This is a genomic window from Hyunsoonleella flava (genome assembly GCF_004310325.1).
In the GTDB taxonomy this organism is placed as follows: domain Bacteria; phylum Bacteroidota; class Bacteroidia; order Flavobacteriales; family Flavobacteriaceae; genus Jejuia; species Jejuia flava.
In genome coordinates this window covers 22413-46374 of record NZ_SIRT01000008.1, presented here as the reverse complement: position 1 = coordinate 46374, position 23962 = coordinate 22413, and the positions used below count along the sequence as shown (strand labels likewise).

Annotated in this window: 14 protein-coding genes; 2 read left to right on the top strand and 12 right to left on the bottom strand. The window is 35.9% G+C overall.

Going from position 1 to position 23962, the window contains the following annotated elements; all coding sequences use genetic code 11:
* Window positions 1-4 precede the first annotated feature (4 nt).
* Window positions 5-1687 (bottom strand): GH39 family glycosyl hydrolase, encoded by a 1683-nt coding sequence (locus tag EYD45_RS10310; RefSeq protein WP_233702616.1) that lies wholly within the window; start codon window positions 1685-1687, stop codon window positions 5-7.
* A gap of 296 nt (window positions 1688-1983) precedes the next feature.
* On the opposite strand from EYD45_RS10310, the gene EYD45_RS10305 reads away from it, so the two are divergent.
* A complete protein-coding gene (locus tag EYD45_RS10305) occupies window positions 1984-2721 on the top strand; it encodes a ThuA domain-containing protein (RefSeq protein ID WP_130964469.1) in 738 nt (245 codons plus the stop codon).
* A gap of 187 nt (window positions 2722-2908) precedes the next feature.
* Here the strand turns inward: EYD45_RS10305 and EYD45_RS10300 are convergent, their stop codons facing one another.
* The 5 genes from EYD45_RS10300 to EYD45_RS10280 all read right to left on the bottom strand — a co-directional run bounded on the left by EYD45_RS10300 (window position 2909) and on the right by EYD45_RS10280 (window position 12929).
* Window positions 2909-3685 carry a 3-keto-disaccharide hydrolase gene (locus EYD45_RS10300; RefSeq protein ID WP_130964468.1) on the bottom strand — a complete coding sequence of 259 codons (777 nt, stop codon included), beginning with the start codon at window positions 3683-3685 and terminating at the stop codon, window positions 2909-2911.
* Between the two features lie 13 nt (window positions 3686-3698).
* The gene (locus EYD45_RS10295) at window positions 3699-5279 is read right to left on the bottom strand and encodes a sulfatase (protein ID WP_130964467.1); all 1581 of its coding nucleotides are present in this window, start codon (window positions 5277-5279) and stop codon (window positions 3699-3701) included.
* Window positions 5280-5317: 38 nt separating this feature from the next.
* Complete coding sequence (locus EYD45_RS10290; RefSeq protein WP_130964466.1) at window positions 5318-7102, bottom strand: glycoside hydrolase family 43 protein; 1785 nt, start codon at window positions 7100-7102, stop codon at window positions 5318-5320.
* A 35-nt stretch (window positions 7103-7137) separates the two neighbouring features.
* Window positions 7138-9993: an alpha-L-rhamnosidase gene (locus tag EYD45_RS10285; protein WP_130964465.1), complete on the bottom strand. Its 2856-nt coding sequence runs from the start codon at window positions 9991-9993 to the stop codon at window positions 7138-7140.
* A gap of 101 nt (window positions 9994-10094) precedes the next feature.
* Entirely contained in the window at window positions 10095-12929 is a 2835-nt protein-coding gene (locus tag EYD45_RS10280) for a glycosyl hydrolase (RefSeq protein ID WP_130964464.1), read from the bottom strand.
* Window positions 12930-13124: 195 nt separating this feature from the next.
* Between EYD45_RS10280 and EYD45_RS10275 the strand changes: the two genes are divergently transcribed.
* Entirely contained in the window at window positions 13125-13970 is an 846-nt protein-coding gene (locus EYD45_RS10275; RefSeq protein ID WP_130964463.1) for a hypothetical protein, read from the top strand.
* Window positions 13971-13984: 14 nt separating this feature from the next.
* Here EYD45_RS10275 and rhaT read toward each other — a convergent pair whose 3' ends face one another.
* The 6 genes from rhaT to EYD45_RS10245 all read right to left on the bottom strand — a co-directional run bounded on the left by rhaT (window position 13985) and on the right by EYD45_RS10245 (window position 23947).
* Window positions 13985-15037: an L-rhamnose/proton symporter RhaT gene (rhaT, locus tag EYD45_RS10270; RefSeq protein WP_130964462.1), complete on the bottom strand. Its 1053-nt coding sequence runs from the start codon at window positions 15035-15037 to the stop codon at window positions 13985-13987.
* Window positions 15038-15062: 25 nt separating this feature from the next.
* Window positions 15063-16511, bottom strand: a complete 1449-nt coding sequence (locus EYD45_RS10265; protein ID WP_207303309.1) for a sulfatase — start codon at window positions 16509-16511, stop codon at window positions 15063-15065.
* 65 nt (window positions 16512-16576) lie between these two features.
* Window positions 16577-17989, bottom strand: a complete 1413-nt coding sequence (locus EYD45_RS10260; protein WP_130964460.1) for an L-fucose/L-arabinose isomerase family protein — start codon at window positions 17987-17989, stop codon at window positions 16577-16579.
* Between the two features lie 16 nt (window positions 17990-18005).
* Complete coding sequence (locus EYD45_RS10255) at window positions 18006-19235, bottom strand: mandelate racemase/muconate lactonizing enzyme family protein (RefSeq protein ID WP_130964459.1); 1230 nt, start codon at window positions 19233-19235, stop codon at window positions 18006-18008.
* A 10-nt stretch (window positions 19236-19245) separates the two neighbouring features.
* A complete protein-coding gene (locus EYD45_RS10250; protein WP_165453922.1) occupies window positions 19246-20703 on the bottom strand; it encodes a sulfatase family protein in 1458 nt (485 codons plus the stop codon).
* A 52-nt stretch (window positions 20704-20755) separates the two neighbouring features.
* Window positions 20756-23947, bottom strand: a complete 3192-nt coding sequence (locus tag EYD45_RS10245; protein WP_233702614.1) for a glycosyl hydrolase — start codon at window positions 23945-23947, stop codon at window positions 20756-20758.
* Window positions 23948-23962 lie beyond the last annotated feature (15 nt).

Genomic DNA, 23962 nt, shown 5'->3' with positions numbered 1-23962 from the left:
TTTTTTACTCTGGAATAAGCTCATATAGCTTTACGGCATGAGGTTCTAAATCCACTTTGAGTATAAGACTTCCGTTCCCTTTAATTACCACCGAATCTGTAACCGTTTTTGGGAGTTTTGTCAGATTTTCATACTTGGATATATTAGCATTTAGCACATTTTTCCATTCATTACCAAACCTATCAGAGGGTCTGTTGCCGTATATACGTCCGTTTGGATCTTCAGACACTCCAGCTGCTCTTACATCTTTATAAAGTTCGTGCATCATGATGCCGTTGTTTTTATCTACTGTCCATTCGCTCATCTTCCATGTGTTTCCACTTGAAATAAGGCCACCTTCAAGCTTGGGATAAATAGTACGGCTAGCTGTACTTGTTCTGGAAGGGTTATGGTTATAAACTAATAAATAAATAACATCGCCTTTAACTACTGGAATTACGCCAGCGTAACCACTAAAACTATCTGTTGCTTCCAGCCTGTTACCATCTTCCATCTTTTGGAACATTCGCATTACATTTTTTCTACCTTGAGGTAAATCACTACTTTCTATTTCTTGACCCCAATCGTAAATTTCATTAATCCTAAAATCGTGTACCATGTCGGCTACGGTAGCATACCAACTCGCTCCAAGTTCAGTTGCATCCGATAAGCTTAAACCTCGTTTACGGTTTTCATCCCGCAATATTCCAAATTCTTGTATATCTAAAGGAATGTTGCTAAACTGAGAATAACTATTCAACTTGTTTCTGTAAGGCTGAATTTTATTGGGTAGGGCTACTGTATTTTGATCTATTTTTTCATAATATGAAATACTAAAGAAATCCATTTTAGTCCCTGTTGCCCCTGTTGCATAATTGGTGCCATTGGCACAATGATCGATTAACTCTGTTGTATATGTAGCAACACTGGCTTCGGTTAGCATATTACCGGGACCAACAATTGCATCTGGAATCACTTTTAATACTTCATCAACAGTAATGTCGTAATGTTTAAAATAATCTTCCATGGTTCCATTCCAATGGTTGGGGGTATAATTGGGCTCTGTACTTACCCTAAATCGCCACGTTTTAACTTCTTGCATACCAAATTCATCCACAAGTGTGGTTAAAAACGCATTTACATATTGTCTCCACTGATCATAGTTATCTGGGGGACTTGTGTTTCCATAGGTATTAACCACTTTATCAGCAACCATCTCCCAAGGCACTTTACTTAAAACTATTCTGGGTTTAAAGCCAGTACTCATAAAGTTTCTCATGCTGGTAACTAGTCCACTAAAATCAGTAATAATGTTACCTGAGGCATCAACACCCTGATAAAACATATTTAGGTTATCCGTTCTGCCCCCCATTGTTCTTACTAAATTGTAGCTTTTCACATAATCTTTTATCGGCTGTAGCGAGTTTCTAAAATTGGCGCTATTAAATCGCGTTTGATTTATCATTGGCCGGGTGGACCAAAAGTTATAAAATTGTGCTACTACTGCACTAGTGTTTATAGTAGCTATTTTGTTGGCATCAATATCGGCTTCGTTTATGGCTACCGGTCCTGCGGGCTCTTCCGGTTCTTCTGGGTCAGGTATCTCGATTATTTCCTCTTCTAAATTTTCAGCTTTGGAGCATGCGTAAAATATTGTGAATATACAGAACATAAACACAATACCTAACATTAGCTTATTCTTTTCCATAATCATTATAGTTTTTTACCTCAAGTCTTTCAAAATTCTATAATTAGATGTTAACTACCAACTAAACATATACTATTTGAGACATATTTTACTTAAAATTTAAGTTCATCATATTTTTGTATCTAATTTCCATTAGAGCAGCAACATGCAACTGCTCTAAGACATAAGCCTCAAAAATCTGTTTATTAAATTATATCAGTTACTTTATTTGTTAAAATACTATTTACATCATGTTACACCAGGATACAATAAACGTTTAAATTGACTTATTTTTACAATTAAACATTTTAAACACAATGAGAATTCTCATTATTATACTTCTAGTTATTGGCTTTAATAGTCCTGGGTTCGGTCAGAATGTATTGGTTTTCACTAAAACCGGACATTACAGGCACACTTGTTTACCCGAAGCTATTAAAGGTTTTGTTGAGATGGCGGAAGAGAATAATTGGAAGTGTACCTTTACAGAGGATGCCACATTCTTTACAAAAGGTATTTTAAACAAGTTTGACGTTGTAGTTTTCCTTTTAACTAATAAAGACATTTTGACTGAAACTCAACAAATGTCCTTTAAGGGGTATATTAAATCTGGTGGCGGATTTGTTGGCGTACATTCCGCTACAGTAACCGAATTAAAATGGCCATGGTTTGGCGATTTAATTGGTGCAAGATTTATAGGCCATTCGGGCGTACAAAAAGGTAAAATTATTATTGAGGATAACACACATCCTGCAACCGAGCACTTAGATATTGAGAGCATAGATTGGGAAGATGAATGGTACTCATTAAATAAAAGTCCGCGCGAAAATGTTAACGTTCTTATTTCTTTAGACGAAAACTCTATTACAATGAAGAACTTTAATGGGAAAGATATGAGTATGGGCGACCACCCGATAGCTTGGTATCATGTATTTGATGGCGGGCGCATTTTTCAAACCCAATTAGGCCATAGACCAGAATTATACCAAAACCCCATATTTAGAAAACATATAATAGGTGCTATACATTGGGCGAGCAAAAAAGTAAAACAGTAGTTAAATATTAATTTTAGCGTTACCCTACTATGGTCAGGTCAAGCTTTACGCTACAGGTCCTCACACCGCACCCCATAGTAAATTGGGACATGGATATGGGCTTCCCTCTGCACTTACCTTTCACTAAACGCCTAAAATCTAAGCGTTAACACTGACTTGCCAAAGACATTGCACAATCTTAACGCTTTTATAAATGTTTTAGTTTTACATTTCTATATTCAATTTTCATGGGTGGTCCTACATGTACCTGAACACCAATATACCCTTTTATAGAACTATTTACTATGTCTAAATCTATTACCTCACTAAACAATACATCATTTACATAATGTTGCATTTTATTGTCTTTTACAATTAAGTGAACTGTATTCCAATCTTTAGGTTTTATATGTGTCTTTAATTCTAGCTTCTTTACGTTTTTACTGATGGTTCGGGTTTGCCAACAATTACGTTTTACATTTTTTCGTAAATTACTTTTTGGAATACTATCGGGCATTTGTGGTACAGTTACGGTTTCACCCATGTAAGCTAACGTAGTGCGTTTTTTTTCTTCGTAGTTCTGCCCTGTGAATCTGTTTCTGCCATCAATGTCACACTGATAACCTCTAAGAGCAAAAGGCATACCATCTATCATTTCACTACGGTAGTTGATACCGCTGTTTCCTAATTCTGAAATTCTGTATTCTAGTTTTAATTCGAAGTTTTCTGGTTGTTGTTTTTTGTAAATGATAAAGGAATTGCGTTTTAAAATGGTTTCAGGTGTTACCTCGCCCACTAAAATACTATCTTCAACACGCCAGTATGTGGGGTCTCCTTCCCAACCTTCAAGGTTTTCACCGTTAAAGATTGAAATGAAATCACCTTTATTTTTAGCAGCAACCTCTTTTTCTTTGTTTTTACACGAAAACGTTACTACAACCAATAATAACAACAGCTTGTTAAGTTTCTTTGGAATGTAATTCATAATGAAAATAAATTTAGTCAATGGTGATTTTACTTCCCCACCAATCCTTATTAGGTTCAAAATCCAGGGATAAAAATTCCAGCCTTTGCTGCTCAAGGTTTGGCAACTTTTTCGAAATGATAGTTTGTAAACGCCTATCCTGTTTAATTTCATCAAACAGATGGTCTTTTGTTGGGTATTTTGCACCAACATAAGTTAACCAAGCCATTAAATCATTACTTAAGTTTTTCGCAATTTCAGGATATTTTAACAGAATGTTTTGATGATCTTTTTCTTCTGAAGGTAGTTTAAACAATTCTTCACGTCCATCTTCCCAGTAATGAATAAGTTTCCATCCATCTTTTTGTATTATAGATGATGGCTCACCACCTTGATTTCCATAATGTGGATAGTGCCAAAATAAAGGTCTATCTATATTGGTTTGATTTCCTTCCAATAAAGGCTTAAGGCTCACACCATCTATGTGTTGCTCTTGTTTCAATGGTAAATTTGCCAAATCCAAAAGTGTAGGATACAAATCGGTACTTACCACAGGTACTTCTGAATACTTTACACTTTTTAACCAAGGTACTTTAATAAAAAAAGGTTCTTTTATACCACCTTCCCATTGGTACCCTTTACCACCTCGTAAAGGTAAATTACTAGTAGCATAATGATCGCCTGAGGCTACACCTCCATTATCTGAAGTAAAAACCACAACAGTATTTTCATCTAATCCGTTATCTTTTAATGCTTTCAAAACAATACCAACGGCGTCATCCATAGTTTCAACTAATCCCCCGTAAATAGGATTGTCTTGTACTGTGCGTATGGGTAACACTCGCTCCATTTGGTATCCTGTTTTTGCAATACCTAAACTATCGGCTTTGTTTCTGTACTTTTTCCATTTGTTTTCTGTCGTTTGAATAGGTGCATGTACTGCGTAAAAGGATAAGAATGCAAAAAACGTTGAGTCTTTATGTTTACTTATGAAATCTGCGGTTTCGTTTGCCAAACGTAAGGTTAGATTTTCACCTTTTTGTTTATTTTGAAGCTTAGGATTGTTCCATGGGGCGAAAAAACCTCCTCTTGGACTTCCTGCGTCAATACCCGCAATATTAATATCAAAACCATGATCTTCAGGATAAGAGCCCTCACCTCCTAAATGCCATTTACCAGCAAAAAAAGTTTTATAGCCATGCTCTTTAAAAGCTTCTGCAACAGTAAAGTCTTCTTTTGGTAACTGCATAACATAATTAGCTGGCAACATTTTATCATAACGATTTCTTTTACGCCAATCTTCTCCCGCCTTTGCCCCTATCCAATCTGTTATACCATGACGTGCCGTAAACTTACCGGTCATAATACTAGCTCTAGATGGACTACACACACGACTGGCAGCGTAACCGTTAGTGAAGATTACGCCTTCATTTGCTAGGTTATCTACATGAGGTGTTTCATAAAAAACACTTCCTGTAACTCCCAAATCGTGATACCCTAAATCGTCAACTAGAATGAATAGTACGTTAGGTTTTTTAACAACTTTGCCATCGTCTTGTTGTTTTGAATTACACCCAAACAGGGTTAAAATAAATACGATGCTTAGTAATCTCATTTGTCTCAACTTATTATTATTTTCAATATTTTGATAAACTATTTTGCCGCCTTGGGTCCATCGTAATCATAAGTAAACCAATCAACATCGATATAACCGGCATCTTCCTTTTTATTCCATGAAAAGAAGCCTAAACGATCGCCTGTCCATTTGCCAAAAGCTATGGTAAATATTGGCCCGAAACGTGTGTAGTTTTCGCCATCGTAACTATATTCGTAAGTAGCTCGGTTGCTGTTGTTTGATGTTCGAACATACAAATCGCTTCCTGTTATTTCTGGCCCTTGCATTTTTTGCGCCATGGAATCGATATAGAACAGATGTTTTTTTCCGTTTTCATCTACCTCAACACCTAGTAAATTGAACACGCCGCCATAACGTACAAATCCCGCTAACTGGTGTGGTTGCATGCCCGAAATATCGAATTTTGCCGTGGCTATTCCTGTGGTGATACCCATGATACGCTGACTAAGTGTGTTACAAGCTCGCCAAAAATCGGAGTCGGAACCATCATTGTTAGTCCACTCGTTTATATTGGGGCCGTAGCTTTTTTCGTTTGGTAATATTTTGCTTGCTTTAAGGCGTAGCCACCCTGAACGCTCAGTTAAAGACCAATGTGTATTTCTAGGGTTATGGTTCCACTCCCATTGGAATCCTAATTTAGGTAATGAAAAGTCATCATCAGAACTTGGAGCTGTAATTGGGTAGCCGTCTATTGGTTTTTTATATTGTTTTACAGGCTCGCCAATGCCATCGTTATCTTCATCTATGCCAATAATTGGCCATCCATCCACCCAATTAACAGGTTCTAAACATTGTGGGCGCCCTTGAAATGGAATAGTATCATTCTGAATCAATTGATGCATGTACCACCATGATTTATCGGGTGCTTGCATTAATGCACCTTGGCTTGCGCTACGATTATTAAACGCTTTACCTTTTTCTAACACTGTTTTTACTTCGTAAGGGCCATAAATACTTTCTTTGGAGCGCAATACAATTTGTTTTCTATCATTTTTTGGGTTTTTCACACCTGGTTTGGTTGACTTGTCTCCCATAGTCCATTGTGCTAAAAAAATATACCAAGTATCATCAATTTTATAAATTTTTGCAGCTTCTGCGCCCATGCCAGTGTACACTAGTTTGCCTTCATCAAGTATTTTAGTGCCATCCCAACTCATTTCGTAAATTCTGTTTTCGTTACCTTCTATTTTATTATTGGGGCTTTTTTGCTTTCCTGCGGTATTTACGATAACATAAGCTTTGTGCGTTTCCTTATCCCAAAATACTGCTGGGTCATCCAACACTTTGGCTTTTGGCAACATAAAAATAGGCTTACTCCATGGGCCTTTAATATCTTTTGCTTTTGAAACCATTAACCCGTGTTGATAATCTATTTGGTAGCAATACCACATACCTTCGTGATATGCTAAATCCCCAGCCCAAGTACCAAAAGAATAGCCATTCATTCTATCCCAATTGTATTCTGGTGCCCAAGACAAGCTATCAAAAACATGTCCAATGTTTGTCCAATTTACCATGTCTTTAGATTCTAAAATCGGCATCCCTGGCGACATGTGTTGTTTTGATGTAATCATGTAATATGTATCGCCTACTTGCTCTATATCTGAATCTGGATAATCGGCATTTAAAATTGGATTGATGTACGTGCCATCACCTTGGTCGCCGAAGCTTCCTGTTTGGGCTTGCGCTAGATCCTTTGATGCTAAAGTTTGTTTAGCTTTTGATTTTGAATTGCAACTAACGCTCGATATTAGCAATGCTACAATTAGTAATTTAAAAATGGTAGTACAAGGTAATTTCATTATTAAATAATAAGATATGATAGTTTTTGTAAAATTTAGCGTTTTAAATATTTGATTTGATACTCTCCAGAGCCCAAAATTACTACTCCATCTGTAATTTCAACGGTGTTGTTTTCTTTAAATTCTGAAATAGGATCGCCATTGATTTCAAGACTTTCTAATTCTGAAGGTGTCAAGATAACTATGGCTTTTGTGTTAAATGGTACTTCAAGATTCATGGTTAAAATATTATCTTCTGAAGTCCAATCATTTTTAATATTCCCATAAGGTGTGGGCACAGTTACACTTGTACTTGTTACTTTACTTGGAAACTCTGGATTAACAACAAATTCTTTAAATCCTACTTGTTCTGTTGAAGATTGAATACCTCCTAAGGACTCATAAAAGTAGGTTGCAAAACCTGTGTGCATTGGATGGTTTAAAGAGTTTGTGGGACCTTCCATCTCTTCCCATACAAATTGACGTTCTGGCCACGTGGTGAATCCAGAATTCATCACGTATGTTTGACTTGGAAAATCTGGCGTGGTAAGTATTTGATGCGCTAAATCTGCTTTACCATATTTTGTCAACACCGTATAGATGTATCTATTACCATGTATCCCAGTTGAATGGTGACCACCTTTTACGGCAACAATATCATGAGCTAAACCATTTACCACAGATTCAATTTCTGCCTCTGGTACGATGCCAAATTGTAAGGCTTGAACAGTAGCAGTCTGACTTTGATACCATTTGTGTTTTGTGTTTGGTATACCAACCAAAAACTCTTTGTTTAATGCTTTTTTTAAGGATTCCTTTTCAGCTTTCATAGTAGCTTCATAAGCTTTATCATTATTCATTTTAGCAAAACGCTCCATAATACCTAAAACATCATAAAAATAAGTGTTTGCCGAAATAATTGGGTCGCATTCCATAGCTGATGGATTTTTACGTCTGTCCCATAATGGCGGACACCAATCGCCCATACCATCTTGCATAATCCCATTTTCACCTTTAAAATTTAGATAAAAATCTGTTAATCCCTTCATAGGCTGATAATAATCTTTTACAATCTCATCATCGCCATAAAACTTATAATTGTACCAAGGCAAGTACATCGTTGCTACACCCCAATCAATCTTAGCATAACTTGATGTGCGTTTTCCTGGAGCAATCATCGTTGGTACTTGAAATTTAATTTCTGGGTTATTATTCCCTTTAGTTGGTCGCATTTGCGTTTTTATGTCTTCCATGTATTTCTTGTAGAAATCATACATATCATAATTATATAATGCGTACTCGCAAAACGCATGAGCATCACCTAACCAACCACATTTTTCACGGTGTGGGCAATCTTCTGGAATACCATGCACATTGTCCACAATAGTCCATTTACTGATGCTATGCATTTTATTCAATAAATCATCGGAAGACGTAAAGCTTCCGGTTTCTTGAATATCGGTTGCAACCAATACCGCTTTAATCATATTGGCATCTGGTTTTGTAGAAACACCCTTTACTTTAGCATAACGAAATCCGTGATAGCTCAACTTGGGTTCCCAGGATTCCAGTCCTTTACCTTTTGAGATGTACTCATATATCTGTGGCATGCCATTGGCTCCTCCTCCTGTTGAACCTTGAAAAATATCACTTCCGTCAGTTAATAGGGCCTCGGTAGTTATAATTTCGATGAATTGCCCTTCTTTTTCCTTTACATTTAATTTTACCCAGCCCGCAATATTTTGTCCAAAATCTACAATCCATTCGCCATCTGCTCCTTTAAATACCTTTTGAGGCTCTAGGACTTTCAACTTTTTGATAGCAGGCATTTGTTGCGCACTAATTCTTTTAATTTTAGGTGAAGCTTCTTTTGCTGTTCCCCAATTTTTGTCATCATATCCAACGGTTGCCCAATCTCCTAATTCAAATCTGGCATCATAGGTATCACCACCATAAATATTATTGAATACGATAGGGCCAGTAGATTCTTTCCAAGTGCTATCTGTATAAAAGTCTTCTTTAGAACCATCGTCATATTTAAGCTTTACCAAAAGTTTAACGGTTGGCGGGCCATAAGCCAAATCTTTGTCAGACTCAGGGTCACGCTTCCAAGAAATATTTTGTCCGTAAAAACCATTGCCCAAAATAATTCCAAAAGCATTCTTTCCAGATTTTAAGTCTTCAGTTATATCATACTTTACATAATAGGCCTGTTTGTCGTAGTTAGATGGCGCTGGATCTAACACATGGTCGCCCACTTTTTCGCCATTTAAATACAGCTCATAATAACCCAAACCACAAATATATGCCTCAGCTGTAGCAACAGTTTTTTCAACCTCAACTTCATTTCTAAAATAGCTCGCGGGAAAGCCATCAACAGGTTCGGGTTTATCCATACGTCCAGTTTTATAATCCCTAAATCGGTATGGTGAAGTCCTAGTATCTTTATTTAAGGTAATCCATTTAGAGTCTCCCCAGTTTTCGTTGGTCATTAAACCCATTTGGAATGTTTGCGTATCCGACCATCGAGAGACTGTACCTTCTTCATCCCAAATCTTAACTTTCCAAAAGTAAGTTTTCAACGCTTCCAAAACTTCGCCTTGAAACTTCACAAAAGTAGATTTATCACTTTTTACTTCACCAGAATTCCAAATATCAGCATCATTTTCGTTTAACTGGTCTTCAGAAGATGCCACTAAAATATGATATGCAGATTGAGATTTATTGAAACCTTCTGCATCAGCAATCCAAGAAAATAAGGGTTTTTCACTTTCTATTGTTACAGGGTTTTCTTTTGAATTGACAGTTAGTCTTTCAAAAGAAACTGCATTACTAGGTGTTGACACTTGATTACAGGATAAGCTAAAAATAGCTAAAAACAGTAATGAAAATAGTGATTGTTTTTTTATCATCGCAATGGCCTTTTCTTTATTTTTTAGTTTTGATAATATAATTGTTGAAAGTACTAGATATGTATAAGATTATTATCCTGTACCATCATGCAATTGACACATTAATACTTCAATAATTGTATTGGTCCTTCCAACCCAATTGAAACCAGATTCTTATAGCGTCTCGTCCACACATCGGTTAAAGGATTGTCTATAGATTTACAATAATTTGCTAACACGGTTGTGTAATGAATTTCTAAGGTATTATCGCCTTCATTTAAATAGTCAGCGACTGGATATATAGCTTTACCGTACCAATGTGTTCCTACTTTTTCACCGTTTACATAAACCGTAGCAACGCCACCATTCACTTCACCTAAATCAATATGGGTATATTGCCCATTATTCTGAACACTTGTTTTATAGATAAGTTCTCCTCCAAAAGACGTTTGAGTGGTGTCTGATGATTGACTAAAATCAACAAGCTCTGTCATATTCCATGTGAATGTTTTATCGTCAATTCTGTTTCCAATCACTTCCCAATTGGCGTCAATTACTTTAGAATTCGTTATGGTATTCGGTCTTTCTTTTGATACTTCTGTGTGTTTTTCGTTTTCAAAAACTATCAATATGGATTCCAATGGATTTAACGAAATATTCAATTCATTTGAATTTGAATTATAATGATATGCTGTTCGCTCCCCTGTTTCTGGGTTCCACACATAAGGATACTTCCCTTTTACCGGAAATTTTGCCTCAAAATTTGAGGTTTCAAACCTATGTACATTGGTGAAAAAATAAAGATCTTTAGTTGCTGTGTATTGATGGATTTGATACACATTTTTTGTAGGATTACTAATTGAAACATCTGGTTTGATGCCAGTTTTATTTAGCATGTTTTGTGTCCATGAGAATAATGCTTTTAAAGATTCTGGTTTATCAATTTCAATTATGGCTTCAGGATAATTAGTGATTAAATCTTCCATAACTTTTTTTACCAAAATATCATGTTCCTGATAATTAGAATAATGTAATGATTTTGTGGGCAATTTATCAACCGCTACCACTTTTCCCCCAGATGCTACAAAAGCTTTAATTTTTGAAGCCGATTCTGGACTAATGGATGTTAAACTGGCCAACACCAATAGTTTGTAGTTCATATTGCCATAGGAAATAACCCCGTCTTTTATTTTAGCACCTTCCAGGACATTTTGATTAATATATTCGCAAGAATACCCTAATTGGCTAATGGGTTCCCAAAGCTTATACAAATACCGCGGTTCTGAATGAAATGGCTCCCTAGCTAAACCTTTATCTCCCCAAATATCAGATGTAGGTCCAATGATGGCGATAGACTTATCTGCTTGAGAATTTTGAAATACAGACGATAATCTCGCATTATAATCCACCCAAAGATTCAAGTGTTTCCACCAAGTATTCTGTTCGCTAAAATAAGCGCCATAACGAATCCAACCAGGAAACGGTTCTGATGCTGGCGAATAATTATAGCCATGCAATATGGAATGATTGATACCTGTAATAAAGTTCATATCATCATGTTGCTTTATTTCTTCTAAAGTGGTTTTAAATACGCCTCTAGTATTCGTCATGGTTTCGCAACTTGTGATTTTTTTTCCTGTTAAGTGTGTACCAGCAGAAGCATACATATTCCAAGTCATGTAACCATGGTTCTGATTCCATTGCCAAATAGAATCTTTCATTTCTGCGGAATAAATCCAGTTGTTACTTTCAGGGATATCTGGTATCATATACCCATCTAACATTCCCATTAAAAAAGGCGTTCCGTAAGCTTGATATCTGCATAATACGCCGTTTTCTTCACAAAAATCTTTGTAGGTTTGAGTGAAGTTTTTCAAAAATACTTCAACCAATAATGTATTGTAATCATAGCGAACGCGTTTTAACTCGTCTTTAAATGCTTCTGAAAAACCTTCTGAATACGAGTCATTTGCATAATTACCCTTTGCTGAATAAAAAACAAAAGGCATCCACTTATCTAATTTATACCCATAAGTGTCGAAAAAAACGGTTTCAAAATTATCTGTCCAATTGGCTCCAGACACTTCTATGCTATCACAAAAAATGGCTCTTATCAATTGATTCAAAGGAATACCCGAGCGTTCTGAAATTTTCTTTAAACGCGATAAATAAGCCAGTGTTATTTCCTTTTTGTAGTGGTCCATCACAGGACCAGCACCCCCTGGTGCCCCTAAGGTAACGTCCCTGAAGTTTTGTTGCCGGAGCTCGTAACTTAAATAGAAACTACCTTCCTGATTTATGGTGTAATTAAGTTTTCCGTAGGCATCAAGATGTTCTTTTAAATCAATAATATCGTTCGTACCAGAACAATCCTCTGGTACCAAAAACAGGCTTATTAATTTATACTTTGTTCGTTTACTTAAATGCCTTTGTGATCTTGTTTTTTTAGATGTTGATAAAAAATGCTTTATAAGTGAAGCTTCATCCACCAAAATAGTTTCTCCACTTTTAAAAGCTATTTTATTTGTAACTATTCGCTGGCAAGTTTCTTCATCTTTTAAAAACTCTCCTCCAAAAGGCCAACCTGTTCCTGCAATGATATCGGTAACCATACCCAAATCCTTGGCTTTTTTTGCTGCATGCACAACCATATCAATCCATTCATCACTCATCCAAACCAAAGACTTTTGGTTTTTATTAAATGCAGCAGGCATAGCAATTGGGTTTATTTCTACACCACCAAAACCAGCATTTTTAAGTGATTCTAATTGTCTATCAAGTTCCTTTGGCTTTATTTTATTGCCATTCCACCACCAGCGTACAAATGGTCTAGCTTCAGGGGATGGGTTTTGGAATTTGCTAAACAAATCTTCATCTATACCTTGACTTACTTCTTTATTACAGGATACAAAAAGAACCAGAATTAATATTGAAAACAGTTTGTAGTTTCTAATCATAATAAGCTATTTAAGTACTATTATCTAAATAGTTTGAAAATAAAGTCATTCACAAAGAATAGCATCCTGTACCTCCATGGAATAATCAACCGAATCAAGACAGCACAGGATAAGAAAATAAATTTACAGGTGTACCTTGCTGATTCTAAGATCCGCGTTTAAATATTGACCATGAGGTTTCGTATCCTATTTATTATGAGTTTAGTTTCATTATTCACCATTATAGTCTCATGTTCTAGTACATCAGATGTAAATGAACCAATGACTGAAGAACCAAATGACGATAAGCCCGATACTCCTGAAAACCCAAGCAATGCGCAAAACTGTGATGACACTTCTGATTTTCCAAATCTGGGACCTAGCGCTTCCCAATCACAATCTTGCGATGATGTTTCAATCCCTAATAATAAAGGTACATTAGATTGTAGAACCGATAGTACTGTTGGAGGTTATGAAAATATATCTGCTGGCTGGGGAAGCTATAAAATTACTGGTGGTGCAATACGTTATGATGGTACAAAAACCAGAGTAGAACGATTTTTTAAAACACTTTCTCATGGAACTAGTAAAAAAACCATTCTTTCTGGCATACTTAAGATTATAGATTTAAGCGATGGAAATACCTGCATTATTCAGTCTCATGCTGGAGGTGATATTCTAAGTGGAGAAGAAGCCGGTAGCACTAACAAAAGTGCACAGTTTTTAGTTTATGCTATGAAAACTTCAGGTAATAAAATAAAGTTAGAAACACATGTCACGATAAATCCATACACTACTGACACAGGAGGAGGAAGAGACGTTAAAGATTTTAAAACCCTTAATTACAATCAAGAATATACTTTTGTGTACGAAACTGGTTATGATGCTTCTGGTACAGCCTTTTCAAAAATTAAAATTGGAGATACCGAAAAACTCATAGAACATAATCATACTACAGAACGTGTTTATTCTAGATATGGTGCTTATGGCACTAGCGATTCAGGCGATGTTACAGCGCATATTGAGTTTAAAGAGATTAGTTTATGCAGGGAACTACCCTGATAGAAAACGCTCAATTAAATGGAATTACCAATTCCAACCAAAACTACAGAAAGTATTATGACAACAATACCTGTAGTAATCGTCCATTTTGTTTTTGGTGCGACACCCTTCCATTCCTTTCTATAAATCCCCCAAAGATTTGCCGTTAAAATAATGGTGGACATGTGCAAAATCCATGAACTTGCGCCATTGCCCAATTTACTTTCGCCCATACCATAAAAGAAGAATTGCAAAAACCAGATGGTTCCTGCCATTGCTGAAAACATTAAATTCTTAGAAATTGGTGTTTCCTTGTTGGTAAAGTCTTTGTAAGCCTTATTTTTCAAACTCAAATAGGTAGTCCAAACTAAATTAGTCACCAAACCACCCCATAGAATCACCACAAAAGTGACATTATTGGCATAAAGATGATCATAACCAGAATCCACTGCTGCATCCGCCAATGGTTTGCCGGCTTCAATCCCAAAACTAAAAAAGGAACTTAGAATACCCGAGAGAATGGCTACTATTAACCCTTTTACCAAATTAAATTCCGAAATACTTTTCTTCTTTTCTTCATCGGATAGTTCTTTTTCCTTTAGCATACCTGCTCTTCCGCAAACAGCAATGCCCAATAAACACACTAAAACACCCAATAAAACGATTTTTCCTCCAGAAGAACCAAGCATTTCAGTAAAAGAAACTTTGCCTTCCTCAGGATTGAAATTATAATATATAGACGGCACAATTGCACCAAAGGCCGCACAAAACCCAAGCACTACGGAGTTCCCCAAAGACATCCCTAAATAGCGCACGCCCAGTCCGTAAGATAAGCCACCAACGCCCCACAGCAAGCCCATTAAAAAGGTAATACTTAAAATGGTGTTTGAACTTGATGCAATAATTTCAGCAAATCCAGGAACGGTTAACCACGCCGCAATTGGGGGCACAATTAACCATGACATGACGCCGCCTACCATCCAGTAACTTTCCCATGACCACCCTTTTACTTTATTATAGGGCATGTAAAAACTACCTGCCGCTACGCCTCCTAAAGAGTGAAATATAACTCCTAATATTGCTTGCATAATTTTAAACTGAAATTTATTGGCACTAAATTTTATCTTTATATTCTGGATTTAAAATGGTAGGTATTGGAGCTTTTGTATCCTGCCACCAATTCTGTAAATCCTTTAAAAGTTCTTCTGTCTTTTCAGGGTTAGCTGTTGCCAAGTTGTTACGCTCCCCTATATCTTCGGATAAGTTGTATAATTCTATACCCTCATCTTCAAAATAATAATGTAATTTCCAATTCCCTTTTCTGATTACAGAGCCAGGTCTTGTGCGAAACAAAGGATCTCTGTTTTCGTTATCTTTTACATTATAAGCTTGTAAATAAATGGGAAAGTGCCAAAAAAGAGAGCGCTCCAATGTCTCTGTTTTCCCCTCTAAAATTGAAGATAGATTATTGCCATCAAGCGCTAACTGAGAATTTCCGATACCTGCATATTCTATAATCGTTGGAAACACATCTAGGTTAGTTATGGGTACATCGCTCTTAGTATTTGGTTTTATTTTATTATTTAAAACAAAGAAAAAAGGTTCCCTGATTCCACCTTCATAATAACTTCCTTTTCCCGCTCGTAATGGTTTTTGTTTGGTTATACCATATAAACCACCATTATCTGAAGTAAAAACAATTAAGGTATTATCAAAAAGATGCCTCTCTTTTAGTTTATGGATAAGTAGTCCAATGTTTCTATCTAAGTTATCAACCATAGAAGCATATTCTGGATTTCCCTGACCATTCCATGGTGCCTTTTTTTCATATTTAGGTACAATACTATCTACTGGCATTATCGGCACATGAACAGCATAAGGCGAATAATTAAGGTAGAATGGTTTTTGTACAGTATCTATAAATTGTATAGCTTTTTCCATTATAGCATCCGTTAAATATTTATCAGAACCGCCTTCAATTGTTACATTTTTATAAGGTGGGTAATAACTTTTTGGCAACCCATTGTGCCCCCCTCCAATATTTACATCAAATCCATATTCTAAAGGATTATCGCTTAAATGCCACTTTCCTGCCTGACAAGTCACGTATCCATTATCACGAAGTACCTCTGGCAAAATAGTATGGTTATTTGATAGTGTATGTGTATTTTTTGTTGGAATTAATTTTCGGTCTTCCGATTTTCCTCTTGTGGAAGGACTAACGGTATAGATACCATGACGCGTTGTCCACTGCCCTGTCATAAGGCATGCTCTACTAGGAGCACAATTGGAAGCAGATGCATAACCATTAGTAAATACCATACCCAAACTAGACAAATGATCTATATTTGGTGTTTCATAGTATTCACTCCCCATAAAACCAACATCTTTCCACCCCATATCATCAACATTTATAATGATGATATTAGGTCTAGAATTTTTCTTTTGTTTAGATTGATGGCTACATGAACTTAGTAATACTAAGAAAATAGTGAATAGTAATCGCATATATAATAATTCTTTAGAAAAATTTATTTTTCTTTTAATTGATAAAACCTTCATAATAAAATTCAAATTTAATTTTCTTTTCTTTTGATTTTATCCTGTATAACCCTGTACTTTACTATTTAACAAATACGAACTACTCGCAAATTCAAAATAGTACCAAGTTTTTCAATTTTATTCGCAATATGGCCTACCCCGATAGCACAATGGTGCGACGGCCCTTGTTTTGACCATTCGTTCATAAACGCTCTAGCTCCTATTGAAAAACGGTAACGGCTATTGGTATTACCAATATGTAGTACAGGCCCATCTACAGATTCGCCTTCTGCGACGAGTAAAAATACATCGTCTTTGCCTTCTACTACAGATAATAAGGTTACAGGCCCATGTTTTACGGTCATTTGAATGGACAAGCCTTTCCCGGGTTTTCCATGATATACAGGTAAAGGCACCAATTGTACGTTGCCTTCTGCAATGGCAAAATGTGCTGGTCCGTCATGACCAAGCATAACGATATCGTCGTTAAAATCCATGGCATAGAATTCTGAAAACGAACCGCCTACACCAAAAGCATCCATAATTTTCATGGCTTGAGCGTTCTTGACTTCATACTCACCAGCTACAGGTACATTTTTACCAGTCAACAAGGTATTTCCTGCAATAACAGAAGTCACAATATTTTCGTAGTCGTTAGCTGTTTCTCCTTCATAATAATACGCCATAGATCCTAAATTATGGTTCTCTACCAAATTATCTAAAGCGATTGAGGTTTTTGCAGCACGTACCAATTCCTCTTGTTCACAAGCGTCAATAACTTCAAAAGTAGTTTTAAACTCTTCAATTTTGTTTTCTATTTCTGTTGATGTTACCGCGTCTCTGTATTTCTTTACTTCGCACATTTCTACAATTTCGATGTGTGTGCCAAATGCCGAGGCTTGTTTGGTTAAATCGGAATATACATCTAGCATACCGCAGTAATAATGTCCTAAAACGCCAAGTCTGTTATTACGCATTACGGCAGCTACATTCGCGGCATCAATCCAATCTTGAATGTCATCCCAAACGGCTTGCTCGTCCAAATACCCTGTTACAAATTCGTAATCGATACCTGCACGATTAAATACGTTTGCAAATTCTGGTACAGAACAGGCTTGACAATGTGCTAGCCATTCGCCCGTCATCTTACCACGATCGCCCAGTTTATTAAAACTTTCGTAATCTATAGCGGCTACGGGTTGTATGTTTAAAATAATCACAGGACATTTTACTTTTTGTACTACGGGCAAAATAGTTGAAGATAAGGCATATGTAGACACGTATAGAAATAAAATATCTACATCTTCAGTTTTTAAAACTTGTGCTTTTTCTCTTGCAACTACTGGAGAATCTACTAAGCCAACATTAACAACTTCTGCACCAAAGCCTTCCATTTTGGTTGCTATTTGTTTTTGATATCCTTCTAAACGTTCTAATAAACCATCAAATTGTGGCCAGTAGGTATCTAATCCGATACCAAATAATCCTACTTTTATCATTTTAATCTATTTTTTTCTAAACTTCAGTATATAATTCGCTCACTTTCTCCAAACGATCTGTATCTAACTCCACTCCAAAACCAGCAATTGGTTTCATTGAATAATATCCATTAGCTTCTTTTTTAGTTGGTTTACTTTTCAAACATTCCAAATACAATTGAGATTCTTCATTTTTCTCAATAGCCTCAACCCAAGTAGCTCCTGCCCCAATCGCAATTTGTTGCCATGCAGAACAAGCTGGTCCAACTAAACTGTCATCTCCTATCATAACTTTGGCATTCATTTCCTTGACTTTATTAGCCAAATCAACAGTATCCTTAAAACTTCCCATAGTGGAAGGATGTAAATTAAAAATTCTACCCATACCTGGATGAATGGATTTTAGACCTTTCCATGCTGGTCGCAATGGTGCATCTGGAATTAAAGTCAAATCACCCACCATTTCTTGAAGTTGAATCCATTGATTGGTCCTTAAATGTGCTGGATCTTCAATAGCACCTAATCCGTTTTCTTTAAAACGATTTAAGATGGATTGCAATTCTTCCAGTGATTTCCATTTTTTATAGCCTTTATTAACATCTGAAATTACCACAGCTTCATCGCCTAAAACACCTCTGATGGTCTTTAACAACTTCATATCTACTTTTTCGTCACCATACATTTTAAACTTCATATGATGACCTAAGTTCTGCTCGATGCTTTTTTCTGCCTCTTCGCGTACTTTTTTCTCGTCTTTATCTAAAATACAATACAAGCCAGGAACAGCACTAAGGCCATTTAAACCTAGTAAATCTATTGCAGGTTTATTTTGCAATCTTCCTGAAAGGTCTAAAAGCGCCATATCCATGGACTCCAACATTTTTAGAGATCGCTTAGAACCTAATATTTGTTCAGATGCTAATAATTTCTGAGCTTCACCTATGGTTAATCCCTTAAATTGTTTTAAATATTCAACCCAAGCAGTAGGCTTAAAATTCGGGTTATTTTTAGAGGCTGGGGTTTCCGTCCATCCATAAAAATCACCTGCTGAAATTTTGATAAACAAATGCTGACGGTTATGCCAAGTACCCCAAGAGAAATAACGAGGTATGTTTATATCATACCGAAAGATTTCGATTTTTGTAATCTTCTCTTTTAAATATTCTGTTCCAGTTCTTCCTAAGCAACTAGTAAACAAAGGATATGTAGCCCCTGCAATACCAAGTGCCGACATACTTTTTATAAAATCACGTCTATTTTTTTTCATAATTGTATTTTTACCAAGGATCGTTCAAAGAGGTTAGCAAATCAGTCAATTCGTTTTCCATTTTAGTATCTAAAACTGGATCATCTCCCCAAATGTTTTTCATTTGATAAGGGTCTTCAGCATCATTATAGAGATAATAAAACTTCTCTCCACTTTCATGTTTTACAACAGCATACGTGTACTCTTTTGTTCTAAAACCACGAGCATCTCCTTTAGAGGCAAAGCTTTTTCCTCCAAAATACAATTGCTTTTCTGGGCGAATTATTTCTTTATCAAAAAACAGATTAGAATAATCTATACCTTCAACAACGTCTGGGATTTTATCTTTTAAGTTCATCAACCCTAGAAGTGTTGGCATGTAATCTGGCACACTTAATAGAATATCATCGGTTTTTGGTTTTACCGCTTTTGGATAATGTACAATTAACGGAATTTGATAAGCTTCCTTAAACCAAATATTTTTATGCATTAAACCTTGGCTTCCTAACATTTCTCCATGGTCTGCAGAAAACACAATAATGGTATTTTCATACAATCCGGTTTCTTTTAATTTTGCAATCACTCTCCCTATTTGGTCGTCAACACCATTTACAGAAGCAAAATAATCAGTTGCTTGATCTAGTCTTTTTTCTACACCGTGATCTCCTCTTTTTAGTTCATAATTGTCATTAAACTGAACATTTGGTCGATTTAAAACATCCTTATGGCTCATGCCTTCGTAACGTTTTTGATAACGTTCTGGCACTTGCTTAAATGGTGTATGCGGTGGATTTATAGACCAAAACAGCGCAAAAGGTTCGTCTGATTTTCTTTGGTTTTTAGAATTATCTAAATAATCAATAACAACGTCAGCTTCATGTTCTGCCGACCATTTTTTGATGTATGTTTTTTCATCTTCTTTCGCATTAGTTGTCCAATAATAAGGTGCATTATGCCTGTTGTGTGTTCCGTAAGCATACCAAAATGAAAAACCATGTCTTCTTTCTGGTGGACACCAAGTATCCCAAACTCTTTTTACATTTGGTGGTGTGGGTTCCGGACCATCTAAATGCCATTTTCCGACGTATCCTGCACTATATCCATTTTCTACTAAAACATCAGAAAAACAGATTTCATCTTTCTTTAAATAGTTTCCTAACGCTGTTCTTTGCGAATTGCAATTTTCTACAACTCCTGTTGATAATGAGTAGCGCCCTGTCATCAACATTGCTCTGTATGGGCTACACAAAGGATTGTTTGCTACAGCTTCACTAAAAAACACGCCTTCTTTTGCTAATTGATCTAAATTAGGTGTATGTACAGGATCTTCCTTTAAAAAACCTAAGGAAGCTTGTCGATATTGGTCTGCAAAAATGAATAGTAAATTGGGCTTCGTTTTTTCTATTTCTTTACCCTGTTTTTTCTGGCTTTTACACGAATATATACTACATAAAATTAATCCAAAAACTATCAGGTTTTTAGATATCATCTTTGTTATGTATTGACTAAACTTATTCATTATTAATGTAAAGTTATGATTACTAGTGTTTTATAGATTCGATGACAACCGGCCCTAATAAACCAGAAGTTTGCAATGGAGACTTAGGCGTAATTTTATCAATAACAATCCATGTATACTTTTCGTCTTCTTTACGCGATTTATCTCTAATCAATTGATTTCTCCACAGATTTACCACTTCAATTTCTAACGAATTTTCGCCTTTTTTAATAGCTTCTGAAATATTCAATCGGTAAGGTGCCATCCAAACACCACCAATATCTTTTCCGTTTAATTTTACTTTAGCCATTACAGATAGCTTTCCTAAATCAATATAAATATCTTCATCTTTTGGAAGTTCGCCAACTGCAAATGTTTTGGTATATACTGCAGTTCCTGAATAGTATTTTATTTGTTCATTTTCAGAAGTTGACCAATCTATCAATTCAGTAAAAGCAACAGGTTGTTTAGGTCCAATCTCTTTATTTTTAAAATCAACATTAAAATCTTTATCTAATTTCACAAGTGTTTTCATTTCTGGAAAATTAGTCTTTTCAACAGTTGCTTTATTAGCTTCTATATTTTTATCAAATACAACAAACCAACTTTGCAACGCTTCTAATTCCAAAGGTATTTTAACTCCTGTATCGGTAATTTCATACTCTGGTAAATTTCTTATTTCTCCTGTAACGGCATTCCACAATTGCGGTTTTAAATTTTTATCTACTCTAAAAACTGGACTTATTTTTAGATGCTTATTACTTTGATTCGAAACAAAATATATATCCATGTCTGCTGATGAACGATGTGTCCATAATACAGGTGTTTCTTTAGGAACATCAACATCTTTCGCTAACTTTAAATCTGCAAACACCTCTGATAGTTCGTAACCATCCCAGATATTTCCTTCTCCATAAGCTACTTTCAATTTACCGTCTTGATAAGTTCCATTCCACATTTTATTAGCCAACTCTTTTACTTGAGTATCTGCTATTGGGAAATTCTCTAAACTTGGTGAATTTTCAGGCTTTTGTCCTAATATTGTTCCTCCTTGTCGCACCAAACTTTCTATCTTTTGTAATAATTCTGGGCGCATGGTTTTAAATGGAGGCAATACCATCACCTTGTATGACATACCATCTGGCAACACAAATCGACCATCTTTTACAGACAATCTGTTTAGAATTACCTCAGCGTTTATATAATCATAAGAATAACCTTCTGGAATTTCAGGCACACGTCCTCCTGTCATTATTGGAGCATCCTCTCCAATAAAATAGCAAACATCGGCAACGTATTTTCCTTGTTGTAATAAATGTTGACAACGACGTAGGTAATCGAAATAACTGTCTGCCTGACTAAACCAGGTATTATGGCGGTTAAACTCTGTACCAAACCAAGCATTCATACCTGGTTTTCTATTATCATCGGGTTGTTGAATGTACAAGTGCAATACAAAGTGGTTGATACCCTCTGTCAATGCCCAATCTCCTCGTTTTTTCAGCATTGCTGGATGTCTTAAATAGGCTCTTCTAGAAGAAGTAAATGCTTCTGCAGAAGTGATTGGTTTTCCATAGGTATGAGCTGTTGAAGAAGATGCTTTACATTCAATATTACCCAATGTTCCTTCGTTCCAGAATTCTCCAGCAATTAAATCTGATTGCCCACCATACATCATAAATTCACTAGGAAATCCCCAGTGCCCATAATTCTCTAACCAGGTTTTCAGGTTGTGCTTATTACTTGCTTTTTTCAGTCCTCCTACATATTCATAAGCTACATCATCTGCAATAGCACGACGCAAGTCCCAAAGAAAACGTTCTGATTCCTCTACGCTCCCTACAATTCTACCAGACAATACTGGTAAAAAAGGAACAGGGTCGTATCTATATTTTTCTTTGAATTTTTCTTCATAACCATCTGTCCAGTTTTGTGAACCTTGTTCGTAACTATCAGCAACTACATATTTGAAAGCTGATTTGCTTACTTCTGGAATTCGTTTTAAAAACTCACCTACAAAATTATCAAAATGGAATTGTGCCAAATCGCTGTTCATTTTATCGATTTCATATCCCACACCTTGTGGAGCTGCTGGTGCATTTTTTGTACCCGTTGGTGTCATTCCCATTCTCATAATTGTCCAGTTTCCTGCAGGAGCTTCCCAATTTAAAACTCCATTGTCGTCCAATTTATCACTTAGATCAATGACACTTTCTGGACTAACAGACAACTCTTCATTCTTAAGATCTTCTTGTTTTCCAAAAATATATGTATCCCAATTAGGCTTTGGTGTCGAATGCATTTTCCCCAACTGTTTCTCTATATATTTATCTAATACAGGCGCTTCAGATATATTAATTTCAGCAAAACCATATTTTTTTTGTCTAGAACTAAAATTGGTACATTTCAGCTTAAAACTCTGTGCTTTTGTATCAGGTAAAACAGTAGCAAAATCTCCCGTTTCAATAGATGCTACATTTGGCGTAATACGAAAACGATTAAAATGAAATTTCTTAATTAGCCTTTCCTGACCATCAATAATAGCGAACAACATCATATTACATTTAAAAGCACTACTTGGAATTATTGTGATAGCACGCGCTGTAATGGGTTCTGAAAGTTGAAAATTGATTTCTAATGCTTCGCCTTTTTTAGGCTGAAAACTGGTTTCATCTTCTTTATTGCCATTATTTAAGACAGAAACGTCAACATCTCTCCAATTGGCACTAATTTTTGTAGGTACAAACTGCGTACTGTTTTTTTCAACATCCGATGTTTTAAAAGCTAAGGTATGCGTATCTTGAAACTCTTTTTTAGGTTGCTTTAATGCTACATTCACCAATTTCCCTCCTTCAACTTTGGTTTCACTAAAGGTTAAGTAACGCATTGCTTTTTTAGAATCAACCCAAGGCCCTCCACTCTGACTCCAACCTGGGCAGTTAAAAATACCTATGTCTACACCAATTCGTTTTCCTTCAACAACAGCATGTACCATGTGAGACCACCAATCTTCACTAAGCATTGGTACTTTTCCATCTTTACGTGCTGGATTGATATTTCCAATTAAAGCACCTCCAATTCCTGCCTTTTTCATCGCTTCCAAATCTTTGGTAATCCCATCTTTAGAGATGTCATCGTTAATCCAATACCAATAACACCAGAGGTTATTGTCTTCTGTTGGGTTTACGAAACCAGATTGAATTTCTTTATAGCTTTGAGAGTTATTACAACTCACAAAAAAGAGTGTGAA

Bases quoted from the DNA above. Each gene is read 5' to 3' on its own strand.
- EYD45_RS10310 (WP_233702616.1), bottom strand. From the start codon at position 1,687: ATGGAAAAGAATAAGCTAATGTTAGGTATTGTGTTTATGTTCTGTATA.
- EYD45_RS10305 (WP_130964469.1), top strand. From the start codon at position 1,984: ATGAGAATTCTCATTATTATACTTCTAGTTATTGGCTTTAATAGTCCT.
- EYD45_RS10300 (WP_130964468.1), bottom strand. From the start codon at position 3,685: ATGAATTACATTCCAAAGAAACTTAACAAGCTGTTGTTATTATTGGTT.
- EYD45_RS10295 (WP_130964467.1), bottom strand. From the start codon at position 5,279: ATGAGATTACTAAGCATCGTATTTATTTTAACCCTGTTTGGGTGTAAT.
- EYD45_RS10290 (WP_130964466.1), bottom strand. From the start codon at position 7,102: ATGAAATTACCTTGTACTACCATTTTTAAATTACTAATTGTAGCATTG.
- EYD45_RS10285 (WP_130964465.1), bottom strand. From the start codon at position 9,993: ATGATAAAAAAACAATCACTATTTTCATTACTGTTTTTAGCTATTTTT.
- EYD45_RS10280 (WP_130964464.1), bottom strand. From the start codon at position 12,929: ATGATTAGAAACTACAAACTGTTTTCAATATTAATTCTGGTTCTTTTT.
- EYD45_RS10275 (WP_130964463.1), top strand. From the start codon at position 13,125: ATGAGTTTAGTTTCATTATTCACCATTATAGTCTCATGTTCTAGTACA.
- rhaT (WP_130964462.1), bottom strand. From the start codon at position 15,037: ATGCAAGCAATATTAGGAGTTATATTTCACTCTTTAGGAGGCGTAGCG.
- EYD45_RS10265 (WP_207303309.1), bottom strand. From the start codon at position 16,511: ATGAAGGTTTTATCAATTAAAAGAAAAATAAATTTTTCTAAAGAATTA.
- EYD45_RS10260 (WP_130964460.1), bottom strand. From the start codon at position 17,989: ATGATAAAAGTAGGATTATTTGGTATCGGATTAGATACCTACTGGCCA.
- EYD45_RS10255 (WP_130964459.1), bottom strand. From the start codon at position 19,235: ATGAAAAAAAATAGACGTGATTTTATAAAAAGTATGTCGGCACTTGGT.
- EYD45_RS10250 (WP_165453922.1), bottom strand. From the start codon at position 20,703: ATGATATCTAAAAACCTGATAGTTTTTGGATTAATTTTATGTAGTATA.